The sequence below is a fragment of the Bacillus sp. FSL W8-0116 genome, assembly GCF_038003825.1.
Classification (GTDB): Bacteria; Bacillota; Bacilli; order Bacillales; family DSM-4216; genus Bacillus_O; species Bacillus_O smithii.
In genome coordinates this window covers 2,210,562-2,231,631 of sequence record NZ_JBBOPY010000001.1, presented here as the reverse complement: position 1 = coordinate 2,231,631, position 21,070 = coordinate 2,210,562, and the positions used below count along the sequence as shown (strand labels likewise).

General features: G+C 40.7%; 15 protein-coding genes and 1 pseudogene. 8 read left to right on the top strand and 8 right to left on the bottom strand.

Going from position 1 to position 21,070, the window contains the following annotated elements; translation table 11 throughout:
• The first annotated feature begins 44 nt into the window (after nucleotides 1-44).
• A complete protein-coding gene (locus N1I86_RS10675; RefSeq protein ID WP_004439606.1) occupies nucleotides 45-455 on the top strand; it encodes a helix-turn-helix domain-containing protein in 411 nt (136 codons plus the stop codon).
• Between the two features lie 123 nt (nucleotides 456-578).
• Nucleotides 579-1,733, top strand: a complete 1,155-nt coding sequence (locus N1I86_RS10670; RefSeq protein ID WP_004439603.1) for an MFS transporter — start codon at nucleotides 579-581, stop codon at nucleotides 1,731-1,733.
• 417 nt (nucleotides 1,734-2,150) lie between these two features.
• Here the strand turns inward: N1I86_RS10670 and N1I86_RS10665 are convergent, their stop codons facing one another.
• The 3 genes and pseudogenes from N1I86_RS10665 to N1I86_RS10655 all read right to left on the bottom strand — a co-directional run bounded on the left by N1I86_RS10665 (nucleotide 2,151) and on the right by N1I86_RS10655 (nucleotide 5,960).
• Nucleotides 2,151-3,095: a LysM peptidoglycan-binding domain-containing protein gene (locus N1I86_RS10665; protein WP_341096240.1), complete on the bottom strand. Its 945-nt coding sequence runs from the start codon at nucleotides 3,093-3,095 to the stop codon at nucleotides 2,151-2,153.
• A 305-nt stretch (nucleotides 3,096-3,400) separates the two neighbouring features.
• Nucleotides 3,401-4,664, bottom strand: a pseudogene (ltrA, locus tag N1I86_RS10660) (group II intron reverse transcriptase/maturase).
• A 732-nt stretch (nucleotides 4,665-5,396) separates the two neighbouring features.
• Nucleotides 5,397-5,960, bottom strand: coding sequence for a 3D domain-containing protein (locus N1I86_RS10655; RefSeq protein WP_270584538.1), 564 nt, complete (start codon nucleotides 5,958-5,960; stop codon nucleotides 5,397-5,399).
• Between the two features lie 252 nt (nucleotides 5,961-6,212).
• On the opposite strand from N1I86_RS10655, the gene N1I86_RS10650 reads away from it, so the two are divergent.
• The 5 genes from N1I86_RS10650 (at nucleotide 6,213) to N1I86_RS10630 (ending at nucleotide 12,600) form a co-directional block, all read left to right on the top strand.
• Nucleotides 6,213-6,872, top strand: a complete 660-nt coding sequence (locus N1I86_RS10650; protein WP_004439591.1) for a hypothetical protein — start codon at nucleotides 6,213-6,215, stop codon at nucleotides 6,870-6,872.
• A 17-nt stretch (nucleotides 6,873-6,889) separates the two neighbouring features.
• A complete protein-coding gene (locus N1I86_RS10645) occupies nucleotides 6,890-8,095 on the top strand; it encodes an efflux RND transporter periplasmic adaptor subunit (RefSeq protein WP_270584537.1) in 1,206 nt (401 codons plus the stop codon).
• Nucleotides 8,096-8,320: 225 nt separating this feature from the next.
• Nucleotides 8,321-10,207, top strand: a complete 1,887-nt coding sequence (locus tag N1I86_RS10640; RefSeq protein ID WP_341096234.1) for an OPT family oligopeptide transporter — start codon at nucleotides 8,321-8,323, stop codon at nucleotides 10,205-10,207.
• A gap of 26 nt (nucleotides 10,208-10,233) precedes the next feature.
• The gene (locus N1I86_RS10635) at nucleotides 10,234-10,539 is read left to right on the top strand and encodes a PqqD family peptide modification chaperone (protein WP_234395479.1); all 306 of its coding nucleotides are present in this window, start codon (nucleotides 10,234-10,236) and stop codon (nucleotides 10,537-10,539) included.
• A gap of 921 nt (nucleotides 10,540-11,460) precedes the next feature.
• Entirely contained in the window at nucleotides 11,461-12,600 is a 1,140-nt protein-coding gene (locus N1I86_RS10630) for an IS110 family transposase (RefSeq protein ID WP_341097190.1), read from the top strand.
• A 330-nt stretch (nucleotides 12,601-12,930) separates the two neighbouring features.
• Here N1I86_RS10630 and N1I86_RS10625 read toward each other — a convergent pair whose 3' ends face one another.
• The 5 genes from N1I86_RS10625 to N1I86_RS10605 all read right to left on the bottom strand — a co-directional run bounded on the left by N1I86_RS10625 (nucleotide 12,931) and on the right by N1I86_RS10605 (nucleotide 19,312).
• The gene (locus N1I86_RS10625; protein WP_341096230.1) at nucleotides 12,931-14,106 is read right to left on the bottom strand and encodes a phosphoglycerate dehydrogenase; all 1,176 of its coding nucleotides are present in this window, start codon (nucleotides 14,104-14,106) and stop codon (nucleotides 12,931-12,933) included.
• The gene (serC, locus tag N1I86_RS10620) at nucleotides 14,093-15,202 is read right to left on the bottom strand and encodes a 3-phosphoserine/phosphohydroxythreonine transaminase (RefSeq protein ID WP_004439567.1); all 1,110 of its coding nucleotides are present in this window, start codon (nucleotides 15,200-15,202) and stop codon (nucleotides 14,093-14,095) included. Before serC ends, N1I86_RS10625 begins: the two co-directional genes overlap by 14 nt.
• Nucleotides 15,203-15,629: 427 nt before the next feature.
• The gene (locus N1I86_RS10615) at nucleotides 15,630-15,767 is read right to left on the bottom strand and encodes a hypothetical protein (protein WP_004439564.1); all 138 of its coding nucleotides are present in this window, start codon (nucleotides 15,765-15,767) and stop codon (nucleotides 15,630-15,632) included.
• A 464-nt stretch (nucleotides 15,768-16,231) separates the two neighbouring features.
• Nucleotides 16,232-17,641 (bottom strand): putative bifunctional diguanylate cyclase/phosphodiesterase, encoded by a 1,410-nt coding sequence (locus tag N1I86_RS10610; RefSeq protein ID WP_341096228.1) that lies wholly within the window; start codon nucleotides 17,639-17,641, stop codon nucleotides 16,232-16,234.
• 1,092 nt (nucleotides 17,642-18,733) lie between these two features.
• Entirely contained in the window at nucleotides 18,734-19,312 is a 579-nt protein-coding gene (locus N1I86_RS10605) for a hypothetical protein (protein WP_341096226.1), read from the bottom strand.
• A gap of 218 nt (nucleotides 19,313-19,530) precedes the next feature.
• Between N1I86_RS10605 and uraA the strand changes: the two genes are divergently transcribed.
• Nucleotides 19,531-20,799 carry a uracil permease gene (uraA, locus tag N1I86_RS10600; RefSeq protein WP_004439556.1) on the top strand — a complete coding sequence of 423 codons (1,269 nt, stop codon included), beginning with the start codon at nucleotides 19,531-19,533 and terminating at the stop codon, nucleotides 20,797-20,799.
• Nucleotides 20,800-21,070: the final 271 nt, after the last annotated feature.

Sequence of the window (21,070 nt, the reverse complement as noted above, 5' to 3'; positions counted from 1 at the left end):
ATCTTAATAATCAATCATGGTAAAACTTTCATAGGTGGGTCTTTATGCATTTTCACGAAAAATTAAAGAAATATAGAGAAGAAATTTTACAACTTCCCCAAAAGGAAGTAGCCTTTCGTTTAAAGCTTTCGCAATCCGCTTTGTCCAAGTATGAAAATGGTCGAGCTCAAATTACCGCGGACATGCTGAAAGATTTTAAAGCCGCTTACGAAATCCCTTCTGATCTTTTCGCAGAAATGCTTTTTGAATCCTCAGACTTATACTCTTCCACTACTCCAGAAGTTTTGCGGGAAAAATTAAAAGAAGCAGAACTTCAGCGCGTAGAAAAAATGGTAGAAGAATACCCGGAGATCAAAAAAATGATTACCAACCTTTCTTACTTGCCAAAGGCAGAATCCAGAAAAAAAGTTAAAGTACTTTTCAGAATTTTTGAGGCGATTAAAGATTTAAAGTAAGAGCCTTTAAAAAAGACGGTTTGTCCGTCTTTTTTTGCAATTCGGAAACATTCTCGATTTCATGACAGTCTTTTTCTTTTTCGATATAATTTTTTCAGAGTATGCTAGGAAGGTTGGATTCTTTTGAAACCACAAACTTGGTTGTCGATTAATTTTTTCTTGTTCTTTTTTACTTGGGGAGTATTTACTCCTTATTGGAATACTTGGCTGATTAATGAAAAAGGGCTTTCTATTCAAGCCGCCGGTACGATCATTGCGGTCGGATTATTGATTCGCGCATTTAGTACATTTTTTGTATTCCCATTTTTAAGCAAGAAAATGGCGATCGGTCATGAAATGAAAATGATTTCCTTGCTTTCCGCACTAATCCTTTTATTATTTTTGCCGGTCCACTCTTTCCGATGGATTTTGGTGGTCATGATTTTATTCAGTTTTGTCTATCCCATGATGTTGGCAATTTCCGAAAGCCTAGGATCGATCATGATGAAGACAGATCAAATTCAATACGGAATCAGCCGATCTTTCGGCTCCATCGGCTATGCGACCGCACTAGTAGCCGTCGGAGCAATTTTGTCTTTTTACAGTGAGAGTTCTATTTTTTGGACCATGTTTGCCAGTTGTTGTCTTATGACCATTGCGGCTCATGTCCAAACGCCGAAATCGCTTATGGCCAAGCACCAAGAACAGTCGGTTTCCTATCGTCCTCTGTTTCAATCCAAACGGTTTATGGCGGCGATGGTAGTGTGTATCCTCATTCAAGGAGCCCACGCCTCTTACTATAATTACGGATTTATTTATTTACAAAAATTGAATGCCGGAGATTTTTGGAGTGGCATGATTTTAAACTTGGCCGTCCTTGCTGAAACATTGTTCTTTATGACGGCGGATCGCATTTTTCAAAAAGTCTCCACTTCTCGCATGTTTGCCATTTCCGCGGCGGCTTCGATCGTACGCTGGGGGCTCGTCTATCTTGTACCAACAGTATGGATGTTTATTTTCACCCAGTTTCTGCATTCTCTTACATTTGCACTTGCCCATTACGCATTTATACGCCTTCTTAATGAGGAATTAGACAATCGACTCATTCCGGCGGCTCAAGGCATCTATGCCTCTCTAGCTATGGGGCTAAGCATCAGCGTCTTCACTTTTCTGGGAAGCTATCTCTACTCCAAGTCGGCTGGGTTGGCGTTTGCCGGAATGGCAGCAGCGGTCATACCTTCTCTCTTTATCGCACTGATGATGAACCGAAAATTCGAAACGCATCCCGTGAAAGAATAAAACATTTATTGTGAAATCAATAAAGTATTAAGCCCCCGGCTCGATCTTACATTTCCAATGGAATTTTGAAAGCAGCCTTTTATTTGAAGTTTCGTTTTTCATCTAAAAGGCTGCTTTTACAGGTTCTGTTTCGATCAAAAGGATTCCATAAAAAAAACTCGTCCTTTTGCCACTCTCAATAGCTAGCCAACCTAAACCTTGTGGCTATCCATTGAGAATCCAAAAAGGACGAGTATTCTCATTCATTTATCCATATACAAACAGCATGACTGGTCTTTTTCATTCTGCTTCAAAATCTACTCTTTTACTACAATAGAACACATATGCCAACAGGAAAATCAATTCATCTATCAAGGGTGTCATCTCAAATGATTTCGAAGGAGGGCATGGTTCCTCTCCTCCAATTTAGGTTCCTTATTATTTAAGTACTTTTACTGTTACCGTTCTAACTCCCCAATTACGAGCTTGTTGATCATTTGGAACGAAAACGTCGATTCTGTTTCCGTTAATGCTTCCACCAGTGTCCCCGGCAATCGCTTCACCATATCCTTCAACATATACTTTTGTTCCTAATGGAATGACGCTCGGATCAACCGCAATGACTTTCGCATTCGGATTGGCTTTTAAGTTCATTCCCGTTGCTGTTACACCGGAGCAACCACCGCAATTAGCTGTATAAGCTGTGGCCGTCATAGTAAAGGTTTCTCCTTGAGCAGCATTGTCTGGTTGTGTATTAGACTGCTGTGCCGGCTGAGATTGAACTTCCTGAGCTGATTGTTGAGATTTTTGTACCGGTTGTTGAGCATTTTGTGCCGGCTGTTCAGATTGCTGTATAGACTGGCTTGGTTGTGCCGTTGTATTTTGCTGTTGAACAGCTGCTGTTGTCGCTTTTGTTTCAGTTTGACCGGTTTGATTAGCTTGTTGATTTTGAACAGGTTGCTGTGCAGCCTGACTTTGAACAGGTTGTTGTACCGATTTATTCTCAACAGATTGCTGAACTGCTTTTGAACCGTTTAATACAATGCGATCTCCCGGGAAAATAAGATCAGAGTTTAATTGATTGATTGATTTTAAAGTTTGGACAGACATACCGTAAGCTTTGGCAATTTTGCTTAATGTATCTCCTTTTTGAACTGTATAATACTCAGGTATATCCGAAGTAGTTAGGACTTGATTTGGGAAGATTAAATCAGAGGAAAGGTGATTCATTTCCTTTAACTTATCTACAGTAGTATGATGTTCACGTGCAATCTTCCATAATGTGTCTCCTCGCTCCACCTTGTACGAAGCAGCAGATGCATCGGCAACAAAAGCACCTGATAACATCGTTGTGGCTGCTAGAGCAATTACAGATTTTTTCACGTAATTAACCTCCTTTATTCACTGACGACGTTCATTTTAACATGAAAAACAGCACTGTGATTTTAAAAACCGATTACGTTTCCTTGCCATTATGTTACGCAATCATTTCACTTCCCCTTTTTCCCCTTTCTTTGTAACATTCATGTAATGATTATGGATTGATATAACTTAGATGGAAAAAGAAGCAATTGGTAATACATGGTCATTCCAAACAGATTAGTAGATGAAATGCCTTTTCTACTTGATGAAAATCGAGTACCTCCGTCCTCTCACACCACCGTACGTACCGTTCGGTATACGGCGGTTCAATCAAATAAATGACGCTTTTCGCCATATTTACTGTACAGGCTTTTCAGCCCTTGGCTACTCCAATAAGAGTTGCCAAGGGTTTTGTGTAATATGGGACTTTTAGAGATTCTCCAATATGATTTCCTCGAATTTCCCCATTCATATGCTTTATATGGTTGAACTCCGAGTTGTATAAGTTTCTTTATTTTCGTTTTCGGCTTCTTCCACTGTTTCCAGATAATCATTCGGAGCCTTCTTCTTATCCATTTATCAAGATTCTTAAAGACAGTAGGAGTGTCAGCTAGTGAAAAGTATCCACACCATCCCATTAGGTACTGGTTTAGTCTTTTGATTCTTTCTTCCATTGAGATAGAGTGAGAACGGCAGGTTAGTTTCCTGATTCTATGTTTCATCTTCCGAATGCTCTTCCGAGCGATTCTTATCTTTGGTTCTTTATGATAAGTAAAACTGAAACCTAGATAATCCCTTTTCCAAGGGCGGTCTAATGCCGTCTTTTCCCTGTTGACCTTGAGTGCTAGACCCTTCTCTATGAAGTTTGTCATGTTCTCCATTACTCTCTTTCCGGCTTTCCTACTCTTGACAAAGATATTACAATCATCTGCGTATCTTACAAATCGCAGATTTCTTCTCTCGAGTTCTTTGTCTAAGGGGTCCAGCATTATGTTGGATAAAAGTGGACTTAATGGACCCCTTGGGGAGTCCTTCGAGATTGGAAGTGATTAGCCCGTTTTCCATAATGCCTGCCTTCAAGAATTCTCGGATTAGATAAAGGATTCTTCCATCTCTGATTTTCTTACCGATTAAATGCATGAGTTTATCATGATTTACATAGTCAAAGAATTTTTCTAAATCCATGTCAATGACCCAACGATAACCATCTTTGATATAGGATCTCGCTTTCCGCACCGCCTGGTGCGCTTGTTTATTGCGGCGGAATCCAAAGCTATTCTCTGAGAATCCTGGATCAAATATGGGTGTTAATGCTTGGTTTAAAGCCTGTTGAATGAAACGGTCTATCACAGTAGGGATACCTAGTTTCCGTTTACCGCCGTTCGGTTTCGGGATTTCGACTCGTCGGACTGGTTGCGGTTTGTAGGTTCCCTCCAGTAGAGACGTGCGGATTTCATGCCAATGTTCCATCATGTACGGTCGTAATTCGGATACACTCATTCCGTCCACACCATGACTTCCTTTGTTTCGTTCCACTCGGTGAAGTGCCTCTAGTAAGTTTTCACGTGATAAAACCTGTTCCATTCTCATAAATAGGACTCCTTGCGTGTGTTTTCTATTCTCTTCCATAGACCTAATATAAGCTCCACCCTCTTGAAGTCCCTCGTGTGATTCACCACTACTCTCTTCAAGTAAGTCCGTTTCGGATTGTCTGTGTCATTGCTCCATTAGAATGTCCGAGTAGAAAACCCTCTTTGATTGTTCCGTCCTTCCAAATAAGGAGCGACCTTATTTGTACTATGACGTCTGCTGACTTCTGACGGTTCAGCCATCCATCGCTAGATGGGTTACCAACTCAGTTTGCGTGTCCGTCAGACCTCCCTGGGTAAGAGTACAGTCTTTCTCTCCATCTATCTGCTTCATTTACTCTGTAACATCTTCGGCAGTATGGACTTTATCTTGTTATGCAGACTCATCCAATGTTACCTAGCCTTCTATGAAGTTCGTGTTCCGAGAGACCCTAAGTTTGCCGCTCGCTTCCTTCGGATTCCGTATCACCACGGACACCCTTGCGTTAAGCTAACCACTACTACTGCCTTCGTGGCTCAGGACTTTCACCCTATAGACTGCACCCATGTCAGGCGCACATAAAAACGTCTGGAATTTTGTTGCTTCCAGACGTTTGAAATTCGATTTTTAATAGGTTTTCTCTGCTGCGTTCACTCCCGTGGGCAGGAGTTCGCCCAACAATTTAGCTCATTTCGTGAGAAGCCAAGATTTCACACGAAATGAGCTAACACGATCAAGATAAACGGAGAAAATTTATTGTAAGATCGTCACCTTCGTTGTCCTTACTCCCCAATTACGTGCACTTTGAAGGGATGGAACAAACACGTCGATCCTATTTCCTTTAATAGCAGATCCTTTATCGGCTGCGATTGCTTGGCCGTATCCTTCCACATATACTTTTGAACCGAGCGGAATAACTTTAGGATCCACTGCAATCACTTTCGCGTTCGGATTTATTTTCAAGTTGATTCCCAACGCTGTAACGCCGGAACATCCTTTGCAAGATGCTGTATAAGCAGTGGCCTTAACGACGATCACTTTCTTTCCCGCAGTAGAGTTTACGGCGGATGTTGTAGACGTATTCTTGGCTGTTGCGGTCGAACTAGATTGAATGATTAATTTCGTTCCTGCAGTAATGTTGTTAGATGTTAGATGGTTCCATTTTTTTATATTATCGACAGTCGTTTTATAAGCATTGGCAATCTTCCATAATGTATCTCCCTTTTTGACAGTATATGTCGTGCTTGCCGCATTCGAGGAATGAGCAAAGCTGAAACATACTACTGCAGTAAAGAGAGCGGCAATTGCTTTCTTCACACCATAACCTCCTTTTCTATTAACGAGTATCATTCTATCATGACTAAACTACTAGTGATTTTACAGTTCATTATCTTTTTATTACGTAAATGTTTCATTTTCTTAACATGATAGAATAATTGGTTATAATAGTAGAAAGAGGAGGCAGTCACACACAGAGATTATGGTATATTCGTCTGGTATGTGTCTTGCCGTTTCTATATAATAAATAATTGCTGTTATTTATAACCTGTTATGGAGGATGTTGCAACTATGTATCAAGTAAAGCTTTGGAAGGGAGTTTTTAAGACTCGGAATGTGCTTTATGAGCTGGAACAAGCTGAAACCATCCGAGGGTTAAGCAGTCGAATCATCATCTTGCTGGTGATTAGCGTCATTCTATCGGCTGTAAGCAGCTGCCTTGGCATTGGAAGTGAAGACCTTTCGCATCGATTAGCGGATTGGACCGCAAATGAATTGGCTGCAAGAAAAGTCTTTTTTGTTTTAGGAAGCGTATTTTGGGGCATCCTCTTTGTTTTGTTAGTGTTAGTCGTTCCGTCATTGTTATTTTGGGGCTTAATGGAAGTAGACTTCCGCAAAGCACTTGTCTTGCAGCTTTTTGTTCTAACCATTCTGATAGGAGAAAGGGTTATTCTTTTGCCATTTGAGTTTCTATACGGATTGAAATGGTACTATTCTCCTTTCGCATTAGGAACGGCGATTCGCTATTTGACCGATCATTCGATCCTTATTCGCTTTTTTGGAAGCATCTCTCTTTTCCAAATTTGGACATTAGTCCTGCAATATCGATTCTTAAAAAGAATGACGGATCATAAACCGCTTTATATTGCGGCTGTGATCGCAGGATTATCTATTGTCTTTTGGGCCTTTACCGCTTTCTTCACTTCCATACATATCGAGAAACTTATTTAAGATAGGAGGGCAGAATCGTGCGAAAAACAACGAGAAATATGATCATCGCCGTTTTGTGTGCTTGTTTAATAGCAGGCAATCTTTACTTGATTTTTAAAAAAGATAGCAAAATCGAGAAAACGCAGTGGATAGACAAATGGGCGCGGGTTAAAATCGGCAATCTGGCTGAAACATTCCATACATCGGGCGTTATTACACCACAAGAGGAATATCCGGTCTATTTCGATCCTTCCATGGGGCAATTCAGCAAGTTTTTAGTAGAAAAAGGGGATAAAGTTTCTCCCGGGACGGAACTCTTTCAATATTCGCCGGCTGAAATAGAAGAAGAACGAGCAAAATGGCTGGCAGAAAAAGAGCAGGCACAAAGAGAAATAGATCTGGTCACGGAGGAAGTGCAAAAGTTACAAAACATACAATCTTCTCTAAAAAGCTCTGATCAAACGCCAAGCGCTGCTGAGGTGACAGTTAAAAGTCAAATATTAGAACAGCAAGCGGAAATCGGCAAATTACAAGAAGAAGTGAAAAAGTATGATACTCTTCTCCGCGAACTTGATCAAAGAAAACAACAACTTACTGTAAAAAGTCCTTATGCAGGCTATGTAGAAAAAATCGACGATCGATTAAACAACCCAATCATAACGATCCGCTCCTTGAAACCGGCCGTCCAAGGGGTATTGAACGAAAAGCAGCGCAAAAAGGTAACAGAAGGATTAAAAGTCAAAGTTTCTGTTGATACAAAGAAAAAACAATATACAGGAAAAATCATAAAAGTAGACTCTTATCCGGAAAATGAACCTTCTGTACATAAAAATAGCTATTATCCTTTTAAAGCCCAATTGTTCAATGTAAAAGATTCAAACGAACCTCTTCTACCCGGTTCAAAAGCAAACATTACCATCATAACGAAAGAATCTTTAAGTACGTTAATGGTGCCATCATCCAGCGTTTTTCAAGATCATAAGAAAAACTACGTACTCGTTCTCAACCGAGAAGGAATCGTAGAAAAACGTGAAATAACGAAGGGGATTCATGTCGGACAAAAACAAGAAATCATTCGAGGTGTAAAACAAGGAGAAGCGGTCCTTCCACATCCAAAGGATATTCAGAAAGTCAACTCTCCTTTTATTACACCGCTTAAATTCTCTGATACAGATAAAAAAGCGATTCAGAACGTACGCAAAAAAGATATGCTCCTGTATTTTATGTTAGGTGTACTTTCCTAAAATAATGATGAATGGTTGGCCAAGTCAAAACATGTTATATAGAATGAAAGAAATCTATTTTTCTATATAACATGTTGACGGCCGACTTTCCTGTTATGAATGGAAATGATCATGTCGAGACGCTTGTCTTGATTGAAAGAAGAAAAAAGAGTATAATTATTGTCCGTTTTAGGTTAAAACCCGTTTTAATTTTTTAACAAAATTTAATATTCAGGGGGTTTGTCTATGTCTGAAAAAAACGGAAAAAAATTCGTCCCCTACGTTCCGGCGTCAAAGTCGCTGCCTGAGCTTACTGTCACAGCGATTATATTAGGAATTGTTTTATCCATTTTATTCGGAGCCGCGAACGCTTATCTAGGTTTAAAAGTTGGATTGACAGTATCAGCTTCCATCCCTGCAGCTGTCATTTCTATGGGAATTTTGCGCGGAATTTTCAGAAAAGATTCTATTTTAGAGAATAATATCGTGCAAACCATGACAACTGCCGGTGAAGCGCTTGGGGCGGGCGCCGTTTTCACCATTCCGGCACTCTTTTTATGGGATATCCCCATCAGTCAGTCTATGCTGATTTTCATTGTTCTAACCGGGGGCTTTTTAGGCGTTTTTATGATGGTTCCACTGCGCCGTATGTTAATTGTCAAAGAACACGAAACATTGCCTTATCCTGAAGGAACAGCCTGTGCCGAAGTGTTAATCACAGGTGAAAAAGGCGGATCGAATGCCATCATGGTTGCGTCCGGTCTTTTGATCGGCGGTTTTATGAAAGCTTTGGGAGACGGCTTTAAACTGTTTAAAACAGAAATTGAAACCGGCATATATAAATTTAAAAATGCGGTAGTGGGAGCCGATGTTTATCCAGCTCTGCTCGGTGTTGGGTATATTATTGGTCCTCGTATTTCCGGTCAAATGTTGGCGGGAGGATTGCTTGCTTGGATTGTCATCATTCCTCTCATCGGATTTTTCGGTGCAGGTAGCACCCATGCCATTTTCCCATCGACAGAACCGATTAAACATTTGGATGCGTGGGGAATTTGGGACAACTACATCCGCTATATTGGTGCAGGTGCGGTTGCAGCCGGCGGGATTATTACATTGGCCAAATCAATCCCGACATTATATCAAACCGCGGCTGCCACATTTAAAAATCTTTCCAATGGATCGAATGGCCAAGCGTCCTTAGACAGAACCGATCGGGACATGCCGATGAAATACGTAATTTTAGGTGCACTCGTTCTCATCGTTATCATTGCTCTTGACCCGTTTGTGAAGGTAGGAATTCTCGGAGCGCTCGCTATCGCCGTTTTTGGCTTCTTATTTGTAACTGTCGCTTCCAGAATAGTCGGAATCGTTGGAAGTTCTTCTTCTCCGGTTTCTGGAATGACGATCGCCACACTGCTCATCGTCACGCTTATTTTTAAACTGACAGGTTATCACGGAAAAGAAGGAATGGTTGCAGCCCTTACTGTCGCTGCCATTGTTTGTACGGCACTTGCCGTAGCAGGTGATATTTCCCAAGATTTAAAAACCGGTTATCTTGTCGGAGGAACACCGTGGAAACAACAAGTTGCCATGATGATCGGTGTCTTGGCTTCCGGTCTTGTAATGGGCTTCATCCTTGTGATGCTGCATAAAGCCTATACGATGGGATCAGCTGCTCTGCCTGCTCCGAAAGCTATGTTGATGAAAATATTAGTAGAAGGAATTATGGGTGGAAACTTGCCTTGGGAACTGATATTAATCGGTGCTTCTATTTCAATCGTAATTGAATTTTTAGGATTGAATTCCCTTGTCGTCGCTGTCGGTATTTATTTGCCTGTTCACACAAGCGTTCCGATTATGGCAGGAGGAATCGTCCGCTGGCTTGTAGAAGTACTTTCAAAATCAAAAGAAGAAAAAGAAAAACGCAGCGAAAAAGGAGTTCTTTTTGCATCCGGTCTGATTGCGGGAGAATCTCTCGTCGGCGTGATCATCGCTATTTTAATTTGGCTGAAAGTGCCGGTTCCTGAAAATGTAGCAACCGAAAACCAATGGCTGCCTCTTCTTTTATTTATCATCATATGCGTGATGTTATACATGGCTTCTACCAGCAAAAAAGGGCTGGCTAAAAAATGATCCGGCGGAAGAAAAATCTCTTGGAAATGGTGCCGGTACTGAAAGACAATCTAAAGATCGACCATGAAAATCAGCGTTTAATCGTTCCACGTACTAATCTGATCGAACGATTTTCCGTCAGATTTTTAAAGCAGCCGTCAGAAAGAAAAATCCAATTGGATGACTTAGGGTTCTTTGTCATCCGACATATAGACGGGAAAAGCACAGTTTTAGAGCTTGCGAATGTCGTAGAAACAAAGCTGGGGGACAAAGCCTCCCCCGTTCTGGAACGCTTAGTCACGTTCCTGTCCATCTTGGAATCCTATGACTGGCTCAAATGGAAAGAAAAATAGTATCCATATTATGTGAATGCGAAGGCATTCTCCTTTATTTTGATCAGTAAATCGAGTAGGAGGGAGCGATTAACTCCCGTCCTCTCACACCACCGTACGTACGGTTCCGTATACGGCAGTTCAATTAAGATCATTGACGCAAGTCTTTATAACTTCCGTGAATAGCTGTTCTCTTTATGCCAGTGGTCACTCCACCCTCCAAGAGGTCTCCCACGGGATTCACCGCTTCCTCCCTCAAGTGAGGTACTACGTTTTCTGTGTTCATCATGACTCACTGAATACCAAGGGCTATTCTCTCTTCATTGTTCGGTCCTTCTTAGTTGTTCTAGACCAACTAATACTATGACCTCTGCTGACTTCTGACGGTTCAGCTACTTATCACTAAGTAGGTTATGAAGAGTACTTCACCTATCCGCCAGACCTCCCCGGGTAAGTACATGCACTTTCACACCATCTATCCGCCTCATTTACTCGATATGACCTTCGACAGAAAGAGCTTTGTTTTGTTATGCAAACTCACTCCATCATACCTAGCCTTATATGAGGTTCGTGTTCCTCGGACCGGTGTTTTGCCTCCAGCTTCCTTCAGATTCCGCGTCACCACGGACACCCTTGCTCTTGGCTAACCTCTACTTCTGTAGTTCATGTACATGCCGGGCGCACATACAAAACATTCATGATCGTCTCTCTCCCAACCCGTGCATGAAAATAGTTCCTTCCCGTCCATATTGGTAAAGACACAAACAGTTCATAATACGTGGCTTTTTTTGGTGGTTCGACCCTGAACACAAAACTGTTTGAGTGAATTTGGTGTTCAACCCTTTGTTAGCTCTTTCCAAATGGAAGGATGACTACGTACAGAAAAATGCTTATTTTCAAATTCACTCACTGTTTGTGATCCTATCTTTATGGAGTGATTGGATGGAAGTATTTATTGAAAGATGTGCAGGATTGGATGTTCATTCAGAAACCATAGTGGCTTGTGTTCTGATTGGTTCAAAGGATGATGAACTAATTAAGGAAACAGAAACCTTTCCAACTTTGACCAAAGATTTATTCCGGTTGTTACAATGGCTCGAAGACCATGATGTGACCCACATTGCGATGGAAAGTACGGGAGTCTACTGGAAACCCGTGTTCAATATCTTAGAGGACTTCTTCGATATAACCCTGGCGAACGCCCAGAGGATTAAAAACGTACCTGGAAGGAAGACGGATGTTTCTGACGCTGAATGGATTGCAAAATTATTGCGCCATGGATTAATTGAAAAGAGTTTTGTCCCTCCGGTAGATATTCGGGAGCTGCGTGATTTAACAAGGCTGAGAAAGAAATGGATTGGCCACGTAACTTCTGAGAAGAACAGGATTCAGAAAGTATTGGAAGCCTCAAATGTTAAATTAAGTACGGTCATTTCAGATGTGTTTGGGGTTTCAGGAAGAAAGCTGCTCAATCGCCTCATCGAAAAAGGATATGTAGATGTAAAGGATGTTGAAGAAAGAATTCATGGGAAAATGGCTTCGAAAAAGCAGAGGATTGCGGATTCCTTATTTGGAACAATAAACGAGCATCAGCTTTTTCTGATTCGTCAGTCCTGGCAGCACATTGAATATTTGGAATCCCTCATCACCGAAATTGAACAAAGAATTGATGTTTTATTACAGAAATATCAGGAAGAACTTCAATTACTTCTAACGATACCCGGCATTAAGAAAGACACAGCAGCCGTCATTATCGCCGAAATGGGTGTAGATATGAGTCAGTTTCCAACATCACAACATTTAGCATCATGGGCGGGAGTGTGTCCAGGGAACAAAGAAAGTGCAGGAAAACGGTATAGTACAAGGACGGTAAAAGGGAATCCACCTATCAAATCCGCCATGTGCGAGGCGGCTTGGGCAGTGTCAAGATGCCGAAACAGATGGTTAGCAGCAAAATATTGGTCATTGGCAGCACGAAGAGGAAAGAAAAAAGCACTCGTTGCCACATCGCATCGAATGCTTCGGATCATTTACTCCATGCTTATCAACAAGGAGGCTTTTAAAGAAAAGCAAATTAACTAGTATAACCAAAGTCAAAAAGATCTATACAAAGTTACCTCCCACAGGTAGCTCTGCTTTCTTATTGACTTTTTTCGGTCTTTGTTTAGGTTTGCCTGCTTCCGCCCGTAATATACGAGGAAACCTAGGAAATTATTTTCACAGAAAAAAGTTCACGGAATCCATATGTTCCGTGAACTTTTTTTGCTAATAAACCTCGAAAGATTAAAAGAAAGAATACTAGAATAACAGTTTGAGCCTGAAACTCCCTATCCATCGATCGTGACGTCGCCTGCCTATAAGTCCTCTGTTTCAGGTTATTTTTTATTTTCTAAAATCTTTTAAACTGGCAGATCAAATGGACCGAACAGCCACAACCCCCTTGATTTCTTTTATTCTTGCTTCTACACTTGGCAGAACATCGCCATTCACTTTATTGTCAATATCAATCAACGTATAAGCCCACTCGCCTTTGCTTCGATTCAGCATATCGGCAATGTTGAGATGGCTTTCTGCTAAAATGGAAGTCATCTGTCCCACCATATTTGGAATATTTTGATGGATCACCGTAATCCGTTTTCTGCCGACATAAGGGAGCTCTACATTGGCGAAATTAACAGAATTTTTAATATTCCCTGTTTCTAAATAATCTTTTAACTGTTTGGCGGCCATGATGGCGCAATTTTCTTCCGATTCTTTCGTGGAAGCTCCGAGATGCGGGACTGCAATGACGTTCTTCATGCCTAATATGCGGTCATTTGGAAAATCCGTTATATACTTAGCCACAATCCCTTTTTCAATCGCCTCATTCAAATCATGTTCGTTTACTAGTTCTCCACGAGAAAAATTCAAAATCCGTACCCCTGGCTTCATTTGGCTAAATGCTTCTCGATTGAACATTTCTCTCGTTTGATCCGTAAGCGGCACATGAACGGTAATATAGTCACATGCGGAAAAAATTTGTTCAATGTTCATAGCCCTTTGGACGTTTCTGGACAAGTTCCAAGCCGTATCGACGGAAATAAATGGATCAAATCCAATGACTTCCATATCCAGTTCGAGGGCATCGTTAGCCACCAGGGCCCCTATGGCACCCAAGCCAATAATCCCTAATTTTTTCCCTTTAATCTCTGTTCCGACAAACTCTTTTTTACCTGCTTCCACCAAGGAAGGAACTTGATCACCTTGCCCCCGAAGCGTTTTCGCCCATTCCACGCCATCAAATAAGTTCCTTGAGGAAGCAAGCAAAACAGCCAATACCAATTCTTTCACAGAATTTGCATTGGCTCCAGGCGTATTGAAAACCACAATTCCTCGTTCTGAACATGCTTGCACCGGAATGTTGTTCACCCCCGCACCTGCACGCGCGATGGCTTTTACACTCCTCGGAATATCAACATTATGCAAATTAAAGCTACGCAATATAATGCCGTCCGGTTGGTCATCATCATTGTTAATCGTAAAATTCTCTTGACGTAAAATATTTAAACCACTTTCGGCAATGCTGTTGTAAGTTTTAATTGTGTACATTGCTTCTATTCCTCCTAGCTGTTTTTGCCTCAAAGCTTTTCATAAATTCCACCAGCTTTTTTACTCCCTCAATTGGCATTGCATTATATATGCTTGCACGCATTCCTCCGACGGTACGGTGGCCTTTTAATGTTTCCAATCCTTGCGCTTTTGCCTCTTTAATAAACTGAGTGTTCAATTCTTCAGAAGGCAGTGTAAAAGGAATATTCATTAACGAGCGACTTTCTTTTTCCACAGGGGAATGGAATAGCTCGGATTGATCCAAGAATTCGTAAAGCAGCTGGGCTTTTTCTCGATTGATTTTTTCCATCACGGATACCCCGCCCAGTTCTTTCAACCATTCAAAAACAAGTTTTGCTACATAAATACTGAACGTCGGCGGCGTATTATACAACGAACCTTTATCACTGTGGGTCTGATAGTTTAACATGACGGGGCAATTCTCAGGTGCGTTTCCAATGAGATCTTCCCGTATTATGACGACGGTCAAACCGGCAGGGCCAATGTTTTTTTGTGCTCCCGCATAGATCAGACCAAATTTGGACACATCATATTCCTGTGCAAGAATATTGGAAGACATATCCGCAACGAGAGGGATGCTTCCCGTATCCGGAACTGAGAAATAACAAGTTCCTTCAATGGTGTTATTCGTCGTAATATGGACATAATCTGCATCCTCGGAAAACATAGCCGGATCCAAGGATGGAATATAACTGAATTTCTTATCTTCTGAAGAGGCGACAACACGAACTTCGCCGAATTTTTTTGCTTCCGCCATGGCTTTTTTCGACCATGAACCTGTATGTACAAAATCCGCTTTTTTATTTTTCACAAGCAAATTCATGGGGATCATCGCAAACTGCAAAGAAGCGCCCCCTTGCAAAAATAACACTTTGTAATTGTCAGGAATGCTCATTAATTCACGCAGCAAAACTTCTGCTTCCTGAATAATTTCTTCAAATGCACTGGATCGATGACTGAGTTCCATTACAGACATTCCAGTTCCACGATAATTGAGCAATTCTTTTTGGACTTTTTCCAAAACGGGCAACGGCAACATCGACGGACCTGCAGAAAAATTAAAGACTCTCTCCATTCCACTTCTCCTCATTTTACTTGTGATTTCAATTCTGAAAATTTATACTATAATAATATTTAAAAATTATACGCCAAAACACTCCAACTATCAAGATCCACTTGCAAGAAAACTCATTTAGTTGTGCTTTCACAGCAGAAACGGATGTCTATTTTTATAGGAAACTTTCTCCCTCCCATTTCTTCCGTAAAGGCGGCTTTCATCATGCCCAGATTCGGAAGCCATCTGCTTACTTTCGCAATCCAAAACGGACAAATATCGTGTTCCATCTGCCGCCTTGCCAATAGATCGCTCGGCTGCTTTCTTCCCGCACCGAAAAGAATGGAATCTTTTCCAACTTTTTCAGATTAAAAAGAGACCGGTTCCTTTTCTTCCAAACCGGTCTCTTTTTTGCACTCTATTTTTCTATGTAAATACCATGTTTCATTTAAGAGTTATTCGATTCTAATTTCACCATCTGTGTTTTGATCAAGTTTAAAATATTTTCCAAATTGCTATCTTTTTTATATCCTTCTTCATAAGCTGCTTTTAAAATCGATAAAAACATTTGCTGTTCTTTTGTCATATCCCTCCATCCTTTCAACTTAAAATGTTTGTCAATACGTGTCTATCATAGTTTGTTTTTGACTGATTTACAAGAATTTTCTCTGCATTATGAACCTTAACTAAGCATAAAACAGAATGAGAAAGGCAAATCGACAATCTATGCGTAAAAAGCCTGTACTTTTCCCCTTTCGAAGAAAAGATCTTTTTTCGTCCAATTGATCCTTTAAAAAGCAAAAAAAGCCGGCTCATTATAAGTTGACTCCCTTTTGAGCAAGCCCTATGCTTTCATGGATTCGTATTTTTTCCTTTTTTCACTACTATGTTTTTCTATGTCTCTCGATGAACAGCCAAGGAAATGATCTCCGCCTTAAAGTTGAAAATTGAGCTCGTCCAATCTCTCACTCTATGACAACCCATTCTTTCACGAACTACGCTTATGAACGAGCCATCCTCTATAAACCCTGATCGTCGACAAGCCATCTATTATTCATTGTCCGTTGTTTGTTTTGTTTTATTGGCTGACAAGTAACAAACAAAAGAATTCGATGGATTGGATTGAATGTTTTTCCTTTTTTCACTAGAAATCATTTCTCGCGGAATAACCATTTTTTGGATAAACAACTGTCCAATCTCCTTGCCGGGCAGCGACTTACTAAATAAAAATCCTTGAATTTCATCACAACGGCATTGCTGCAAAAACTGCAACTGCGATTTTGTCTCTACTCCTTCTGCCACGACGCGCGTTCCCATTGCATGCGCCATCTCGATCAACGCTTTTATAATGGCTTGATCAATAACGTTCTCCTCTAAATATTGGATAAAAGAACGGTCGATTTTTAATGTATCAATCGGATATTTTCTTAAGCTATTAATGGAGGAATACCCTGTGCCAAAGTCATCTAAAGCAATCCGCACTCCTAAGTTTTGTATTTTTCTCCATTGTTCCAATACCAGGTCATTCAAAAGAAGTAAAGACAACTCCGTTATTTCCATTTCCAGCTGCGAAGGTTCGATTTGGTGGTCCGTCGTTGCTTGCAGGATCGTTTCATATAAACCTTTTTTCAAAAACCGTTTTGCTGATATATTAATAGAGATCGTTGGAACTTCAATGTTTTGGCTTTGCCATTCATGGATTTGTTCGCATACTTTCCTTATCACCCAGTCGCCGATCTCGTTAATTAATCCTCCTTCTTCCGCCAACGGAATAAACTCCGATGGCAGCACGGTCCCCCATTCAGGATGATGCCAACGCAAAAGAGCTTCTGCACCAACAATTTGATTCGTGTTGGCTTCTATACGCGGCTGATATTCGATCGATAAGTATTCGTTTTTTAAAGCTTTGCGCAGCTCTTTTTCTAGATGATACATTTTAAACGTCGATCTTTTCATAGACGAAACATAGATTTGGCAATTATTTTTACCGAACTCTTTTGCCCGGGATAAAGCCACTTCTGCGACTTGAAACAATGTGTCAGGATCTTCACCATCGTTAGGATAAAAACTTAATCCAATGCTGGTAGTGATAAAAACTTCGTATTCTTCCACTTCCATTTTTCTGCCAATAACTTCCATTATTTGCTGCGCTAATTGAACATACGGTTCCCTTTTTTCTCCGTATTTCACTAGAGCAACAAATTCATCTCCGCCGACCCTATAGACCGTCCCATGTTTCCCGATGACTTCTTGCAACCGTTCGGCTATTTTTTCCAACACTTTATCTCCGATCCTGTGGCCTAGTGCATCATTCATTTTTTGAAAGCTATCCAAATCGAAGCAAAAAACAGCAAACATCCCACCGTTGCAATCGATCCATCTATTCAAATCTTCCATGAAAGCATTTCGGTTGCGGAGCCTTGTCAATAGGTCGTGACTGGCCATTTGTTTTATCGACATGTCTTCATAATTTTCTGCAAAAAAATGGACATTTAAACCGTTTTCCTTCCTGGCACGACTTTTTTTGACGAATCTTTTTGCAGTTCTCTTGCTATGAAAAAGATTCCCTCCATTTACTCATTATAGGAAAAAAACATCTAATAATCTACATATTTATACAAATTTTCCCTTTGATTTTCTGTTTCTTCATTGATTTTTTTATTATTTTTATTTTCTCAATATGTAATTCTCCTATTCAGTTCATCCAATTTTCTACAAAATATGGTATGAACTTGCTGCTTTGCATGGAAAAAATGTCAATTTTCCTCTTTTCGAATACGACTGTAAATAGTTGTAATCCAGTCCCAAGACGTTTCTATAAAAAACGGCAGCCAGACAAAAAAATATTATATTAAAATATTATTAATTTTCCGTTAAAATATGGTTAATTATTTTTAAAAGAATGGCACCCACTTTGACGAAACAGCGTGATCCGTGTCATTCTTCTGCCCTTCATACAGCTTATTAAATCATCAAAATCTCCTATCAAAACTATTTTTTCAATACCATCACAAATCCGAGGCTGTCCGACGATTCATAATCGCTCCCGGTGCATCCCTTTATTCATGTAAAGATCGGTATCGGGCATTGCTTTCCGCGGGCGGTCCCGAAGCCTCTTATTTGTCCCCCGCAGTAGGGTCTCGCCCGACTCGCTTTTCCGCAGAAATCTCGTCACTTTCACGATCACAGTAAAATCTTAACTTTGACAAATGAAAAACATCCAATTCTGGTGGGTTGCCGTCACCCATACACGTTCTGAAACAGGGCCTTGTATCCCATTTCCCTTTCAAAATACTTATTTACAGCGAATAGTTTGAACTCAACTGAATAGTTTATGAATTTTGGTCCCTTTTTGCCAAAACAAATCCCTCCTATGCAAAACAGTATGGGTTTTTTTCCAACTGTCTACACAAGAGGGATAATATCAATCTCGGCGGGTTTTCTTATTTACCACGTTCACTGAAGAATCCCGGTATTTTTGTAAATTTCATTCCAGCTTTTTCCCTTGAAATGTCTTTAACATTTGTCCATGTCGATTAATGACTTGCATCCTCAGCTAATCGAAAGCCCTGTTTTATTTCGCTTGCGTTTCTTTTTTTCTCCAAACAACACGGTGGCTAAACTTTCAAAAGGGCGAACCCATTTTTTTGATTTATTTTCCTGCGTTGTCCCTAAGCTCTGAATTAAATGACGGTCTCGTTCTTCAATTTTGATTTCTTCCATTTTTTGCTTGATCCACAATTGTTGCTGTTCTAATTTGCAAATCAGCTCACGATTAATCTCGATGAGTCGATTTTGTCCTTCTTCCAACTGCTGCAAACGTTCATAAACATCTTGACTTTGAACATGAATTTCCCGTTTTGGAGAATCAATCGCTTGATTTTCTTGTTGCTCCCGGCTTTGTTCGGCCGCCATTTGAATCGCTTTTTCAAAGGAAACGTTATTTTTTGTGATCGCTTCAATGATCCGCTGAATGACTGCCACATCTTTCGGATAAAAGACACGTGAATGGTTGATGCCTCGCTCAAAATGATAGCCATTCTCTTCAAGAGCCAAAGCGTATTTGCGAAGTGTGCTCGCCCCGATCCCTAAGCTTTTTGCTACTTCCGAACTAAAATATGCCTGCTCCACACTAGTTCCCTCCCGTTTTTCCTTCTAAATAAGGATATTCAACAAAGCCGTCTAAAAGCCTTTCACTAACTTTGGAGATTCATAAGAAGTTTTGTCAGTGGCACATAAAGGAAATCGACTTCTTTCACATTTGGACAAGGAATTTTTCGAATTTTGTCGTATAATAGTACAAGAAATTTATCTTCACAATTTTTATACAAAAGGAGCTTAATCAATCGATGAAAACATTTGATGTAGATGAGCGGCCGTCTTTTGCAGCTCTAGTTCCGTTGAGTCTGCAGCATCTATTTGCGATGTTCGGCTCAACTGTGTTGGTGCCTATTTTGTTTCATGTCAACCCGGCCACCATTTTGCTGATGAACGGAATCGGCACTTTACTTTATTTATTCATTACGAAAGGCAAGATACCGGCTTTTCTAGGTTCCAGCTTTGCTTTTATTTCACCCGTATTTGTTGTTTTGGGAGAAAAGAGCTATCATGAAGCCCTGGGTGGCTTTATAGCAGTAGGAATTATTTTTATTCTGATCAGCCTTATCATTCATCTGGCCGGAACAAAGTGGATCGATGTCGTCTTTCCGCCGGCAGCGATGGGAGCCATTATTACGGTTATCGGTTTAGAACTGGTTCCTACCGCGGCTGACATGGCGGGGTTGATTAAACCTTTAAGCCATCCACCCGCTCATTGGTCGCCGGACGGAAAAACCATTTTCGTTTCTCTTTTGACGTTAGGAGTGACGATTCTTGGAAACGTAGTGCTCCGAGGCTTTTTGAAAATCATCCCTATTCTGATCGGGATCACGGTTGGCTATATCAGCGCCTTATCCCTTGGAATGGTCGATTTTCAACCGATCAAAGAAGCGAAATGGTTTGCGATCCCTGATTTTTATGCTCCATCATGGGATTGGGCAAGCATCGCCATCATCGTTCCAGCCGCTCTAGTAGTTGTCGCTGAACATATTGGACACCTTGTGGTCACGCAAAATATTGTGGGGAAAGACTTATTGAAAGACCCCGGTCTTGCCCGTTCTATTCTCGGAAACGGAATCTCTACCACTTTATCAGGCTTTGTAGGATCCACGCCCAATACTACTTATGGGGAAAACATTGGTGTATTGGCACTGACGAAAGTGTACTCGACTTGGGTGATCGGAGGAGCTGCCGTTCTGTCCATTCTCCTGTCCTTTTTCGGGAAACTGGCTGCCTTGATTTCGTCCATCCCTACACCCGTTATGGGCGGTATTTCCTTGCTATTGTTTGGAGTAATAGCCGTTTCTGGATTGAGAATGCTGGTCGAATCGCAAATCGATTATTCCAAACCGATCAATATGATCTTGACAGCGGTCGTGCTTGTGATCGGGATCAGCGGAACGACTTTTACATGGGGATCTTTCTCGATAAAAGGCATGGCATTGGCTACAGTCGTGGCCGTTCTACTAAGCTTGCTCTTTAAATTGTTCGAAATCTTGCATATTTCGAACGAAGATTAAAACAATCTAGTATTCAAACAGTGATCCCCCAACCAATCTTTTTGCTTGGCGACAGGCGATATGTAAAATTTTCGGGGCAATGAATGAAAATCGGATAGACGTTATCATCAATGTACACTTCCAAACAAATACATTTCAAAAAGACCCTCGAAAATTAAAAGAAAAGGCGAAAATGAAAAAAGGATGAAAGGGAATATTAATGTTCCTCTCAACCTTTTTTCAGTTTATCTTACAGCATTGAATTTAAGATCACACTCTCTCGCCGCTTCAT

Bases quoted from the DNA above. Each gene is read 5' to 3' on its own strand.
- N1I86_RS10675 (WP_004439606.1), top strand. From the start codon at position 45: ATGCATTTTCACGAAAAATTAAAGAAATATAGAGAAGAAATTTTACAA.
- N1I86_RS10650 (WP_004439591.1), top strand. From the start codon at position 6,213: ATGTATCAAGTAAAGCTTTGGAAGGGAGTTTTTAAGACTCGGAATGTG.
- N1I86_RS10640 (WP_341096234.1), top strand. From the start codon at position 8,321: ATGTCTGAAAAAAACGGAAAAAAATTCGTCCCCTACGTTCCGGCGTCA.
- N1I86_RS10635 (WP_234395479.1), top strand. From the start codon at position 10,234: ATGGTGCCGGTACTGAAAGACAATCTAAAGATCGACCATGAAAATCAG.
- N1I86_RS10630 (WP_341097190.1), top strand. From the start codon at position 11,461: ATGGAAGTATTTATTGAAAGATGTGCAGGATTGGATGTTCATTCAGAA.
- N1I86_RS10625 (WP_341096230.1), bottom strand. From the start codon at position 14,106: ATGTACACAATTAAAACTTACAACAGCATTGCCGAAAGTGGTTTAAAT.
- serC (WP_004439567.1), bottom strand. From the start codon at position 15,202: ATGGAGAGAGTCTTTAATTTTTCTGCAGGTCCGTCGATGTTGCCGTTG.
- N1I86_RS10615 (WP_004439564.1), bottom strand. From the start codon at position 15,767: ATGACAAAAGAACAGCAAATGTTTTTATCGATTTTAAAAGCAGCTTAT.
- N1I86_RS10610 (WP_341096228.1), bottom strand. From the start codon at position 17,641: ATGTCGATAAAACAAATGGCCAGTCACGACCTATTGACAAGGCTCCGC.
- uraA (WP_004439556.1), top strand. From the start codon at position 19,531: ATGAAAACATTTGATGTAGATGAGCGGCCGTCTTTTGCAGCTCTAGTT.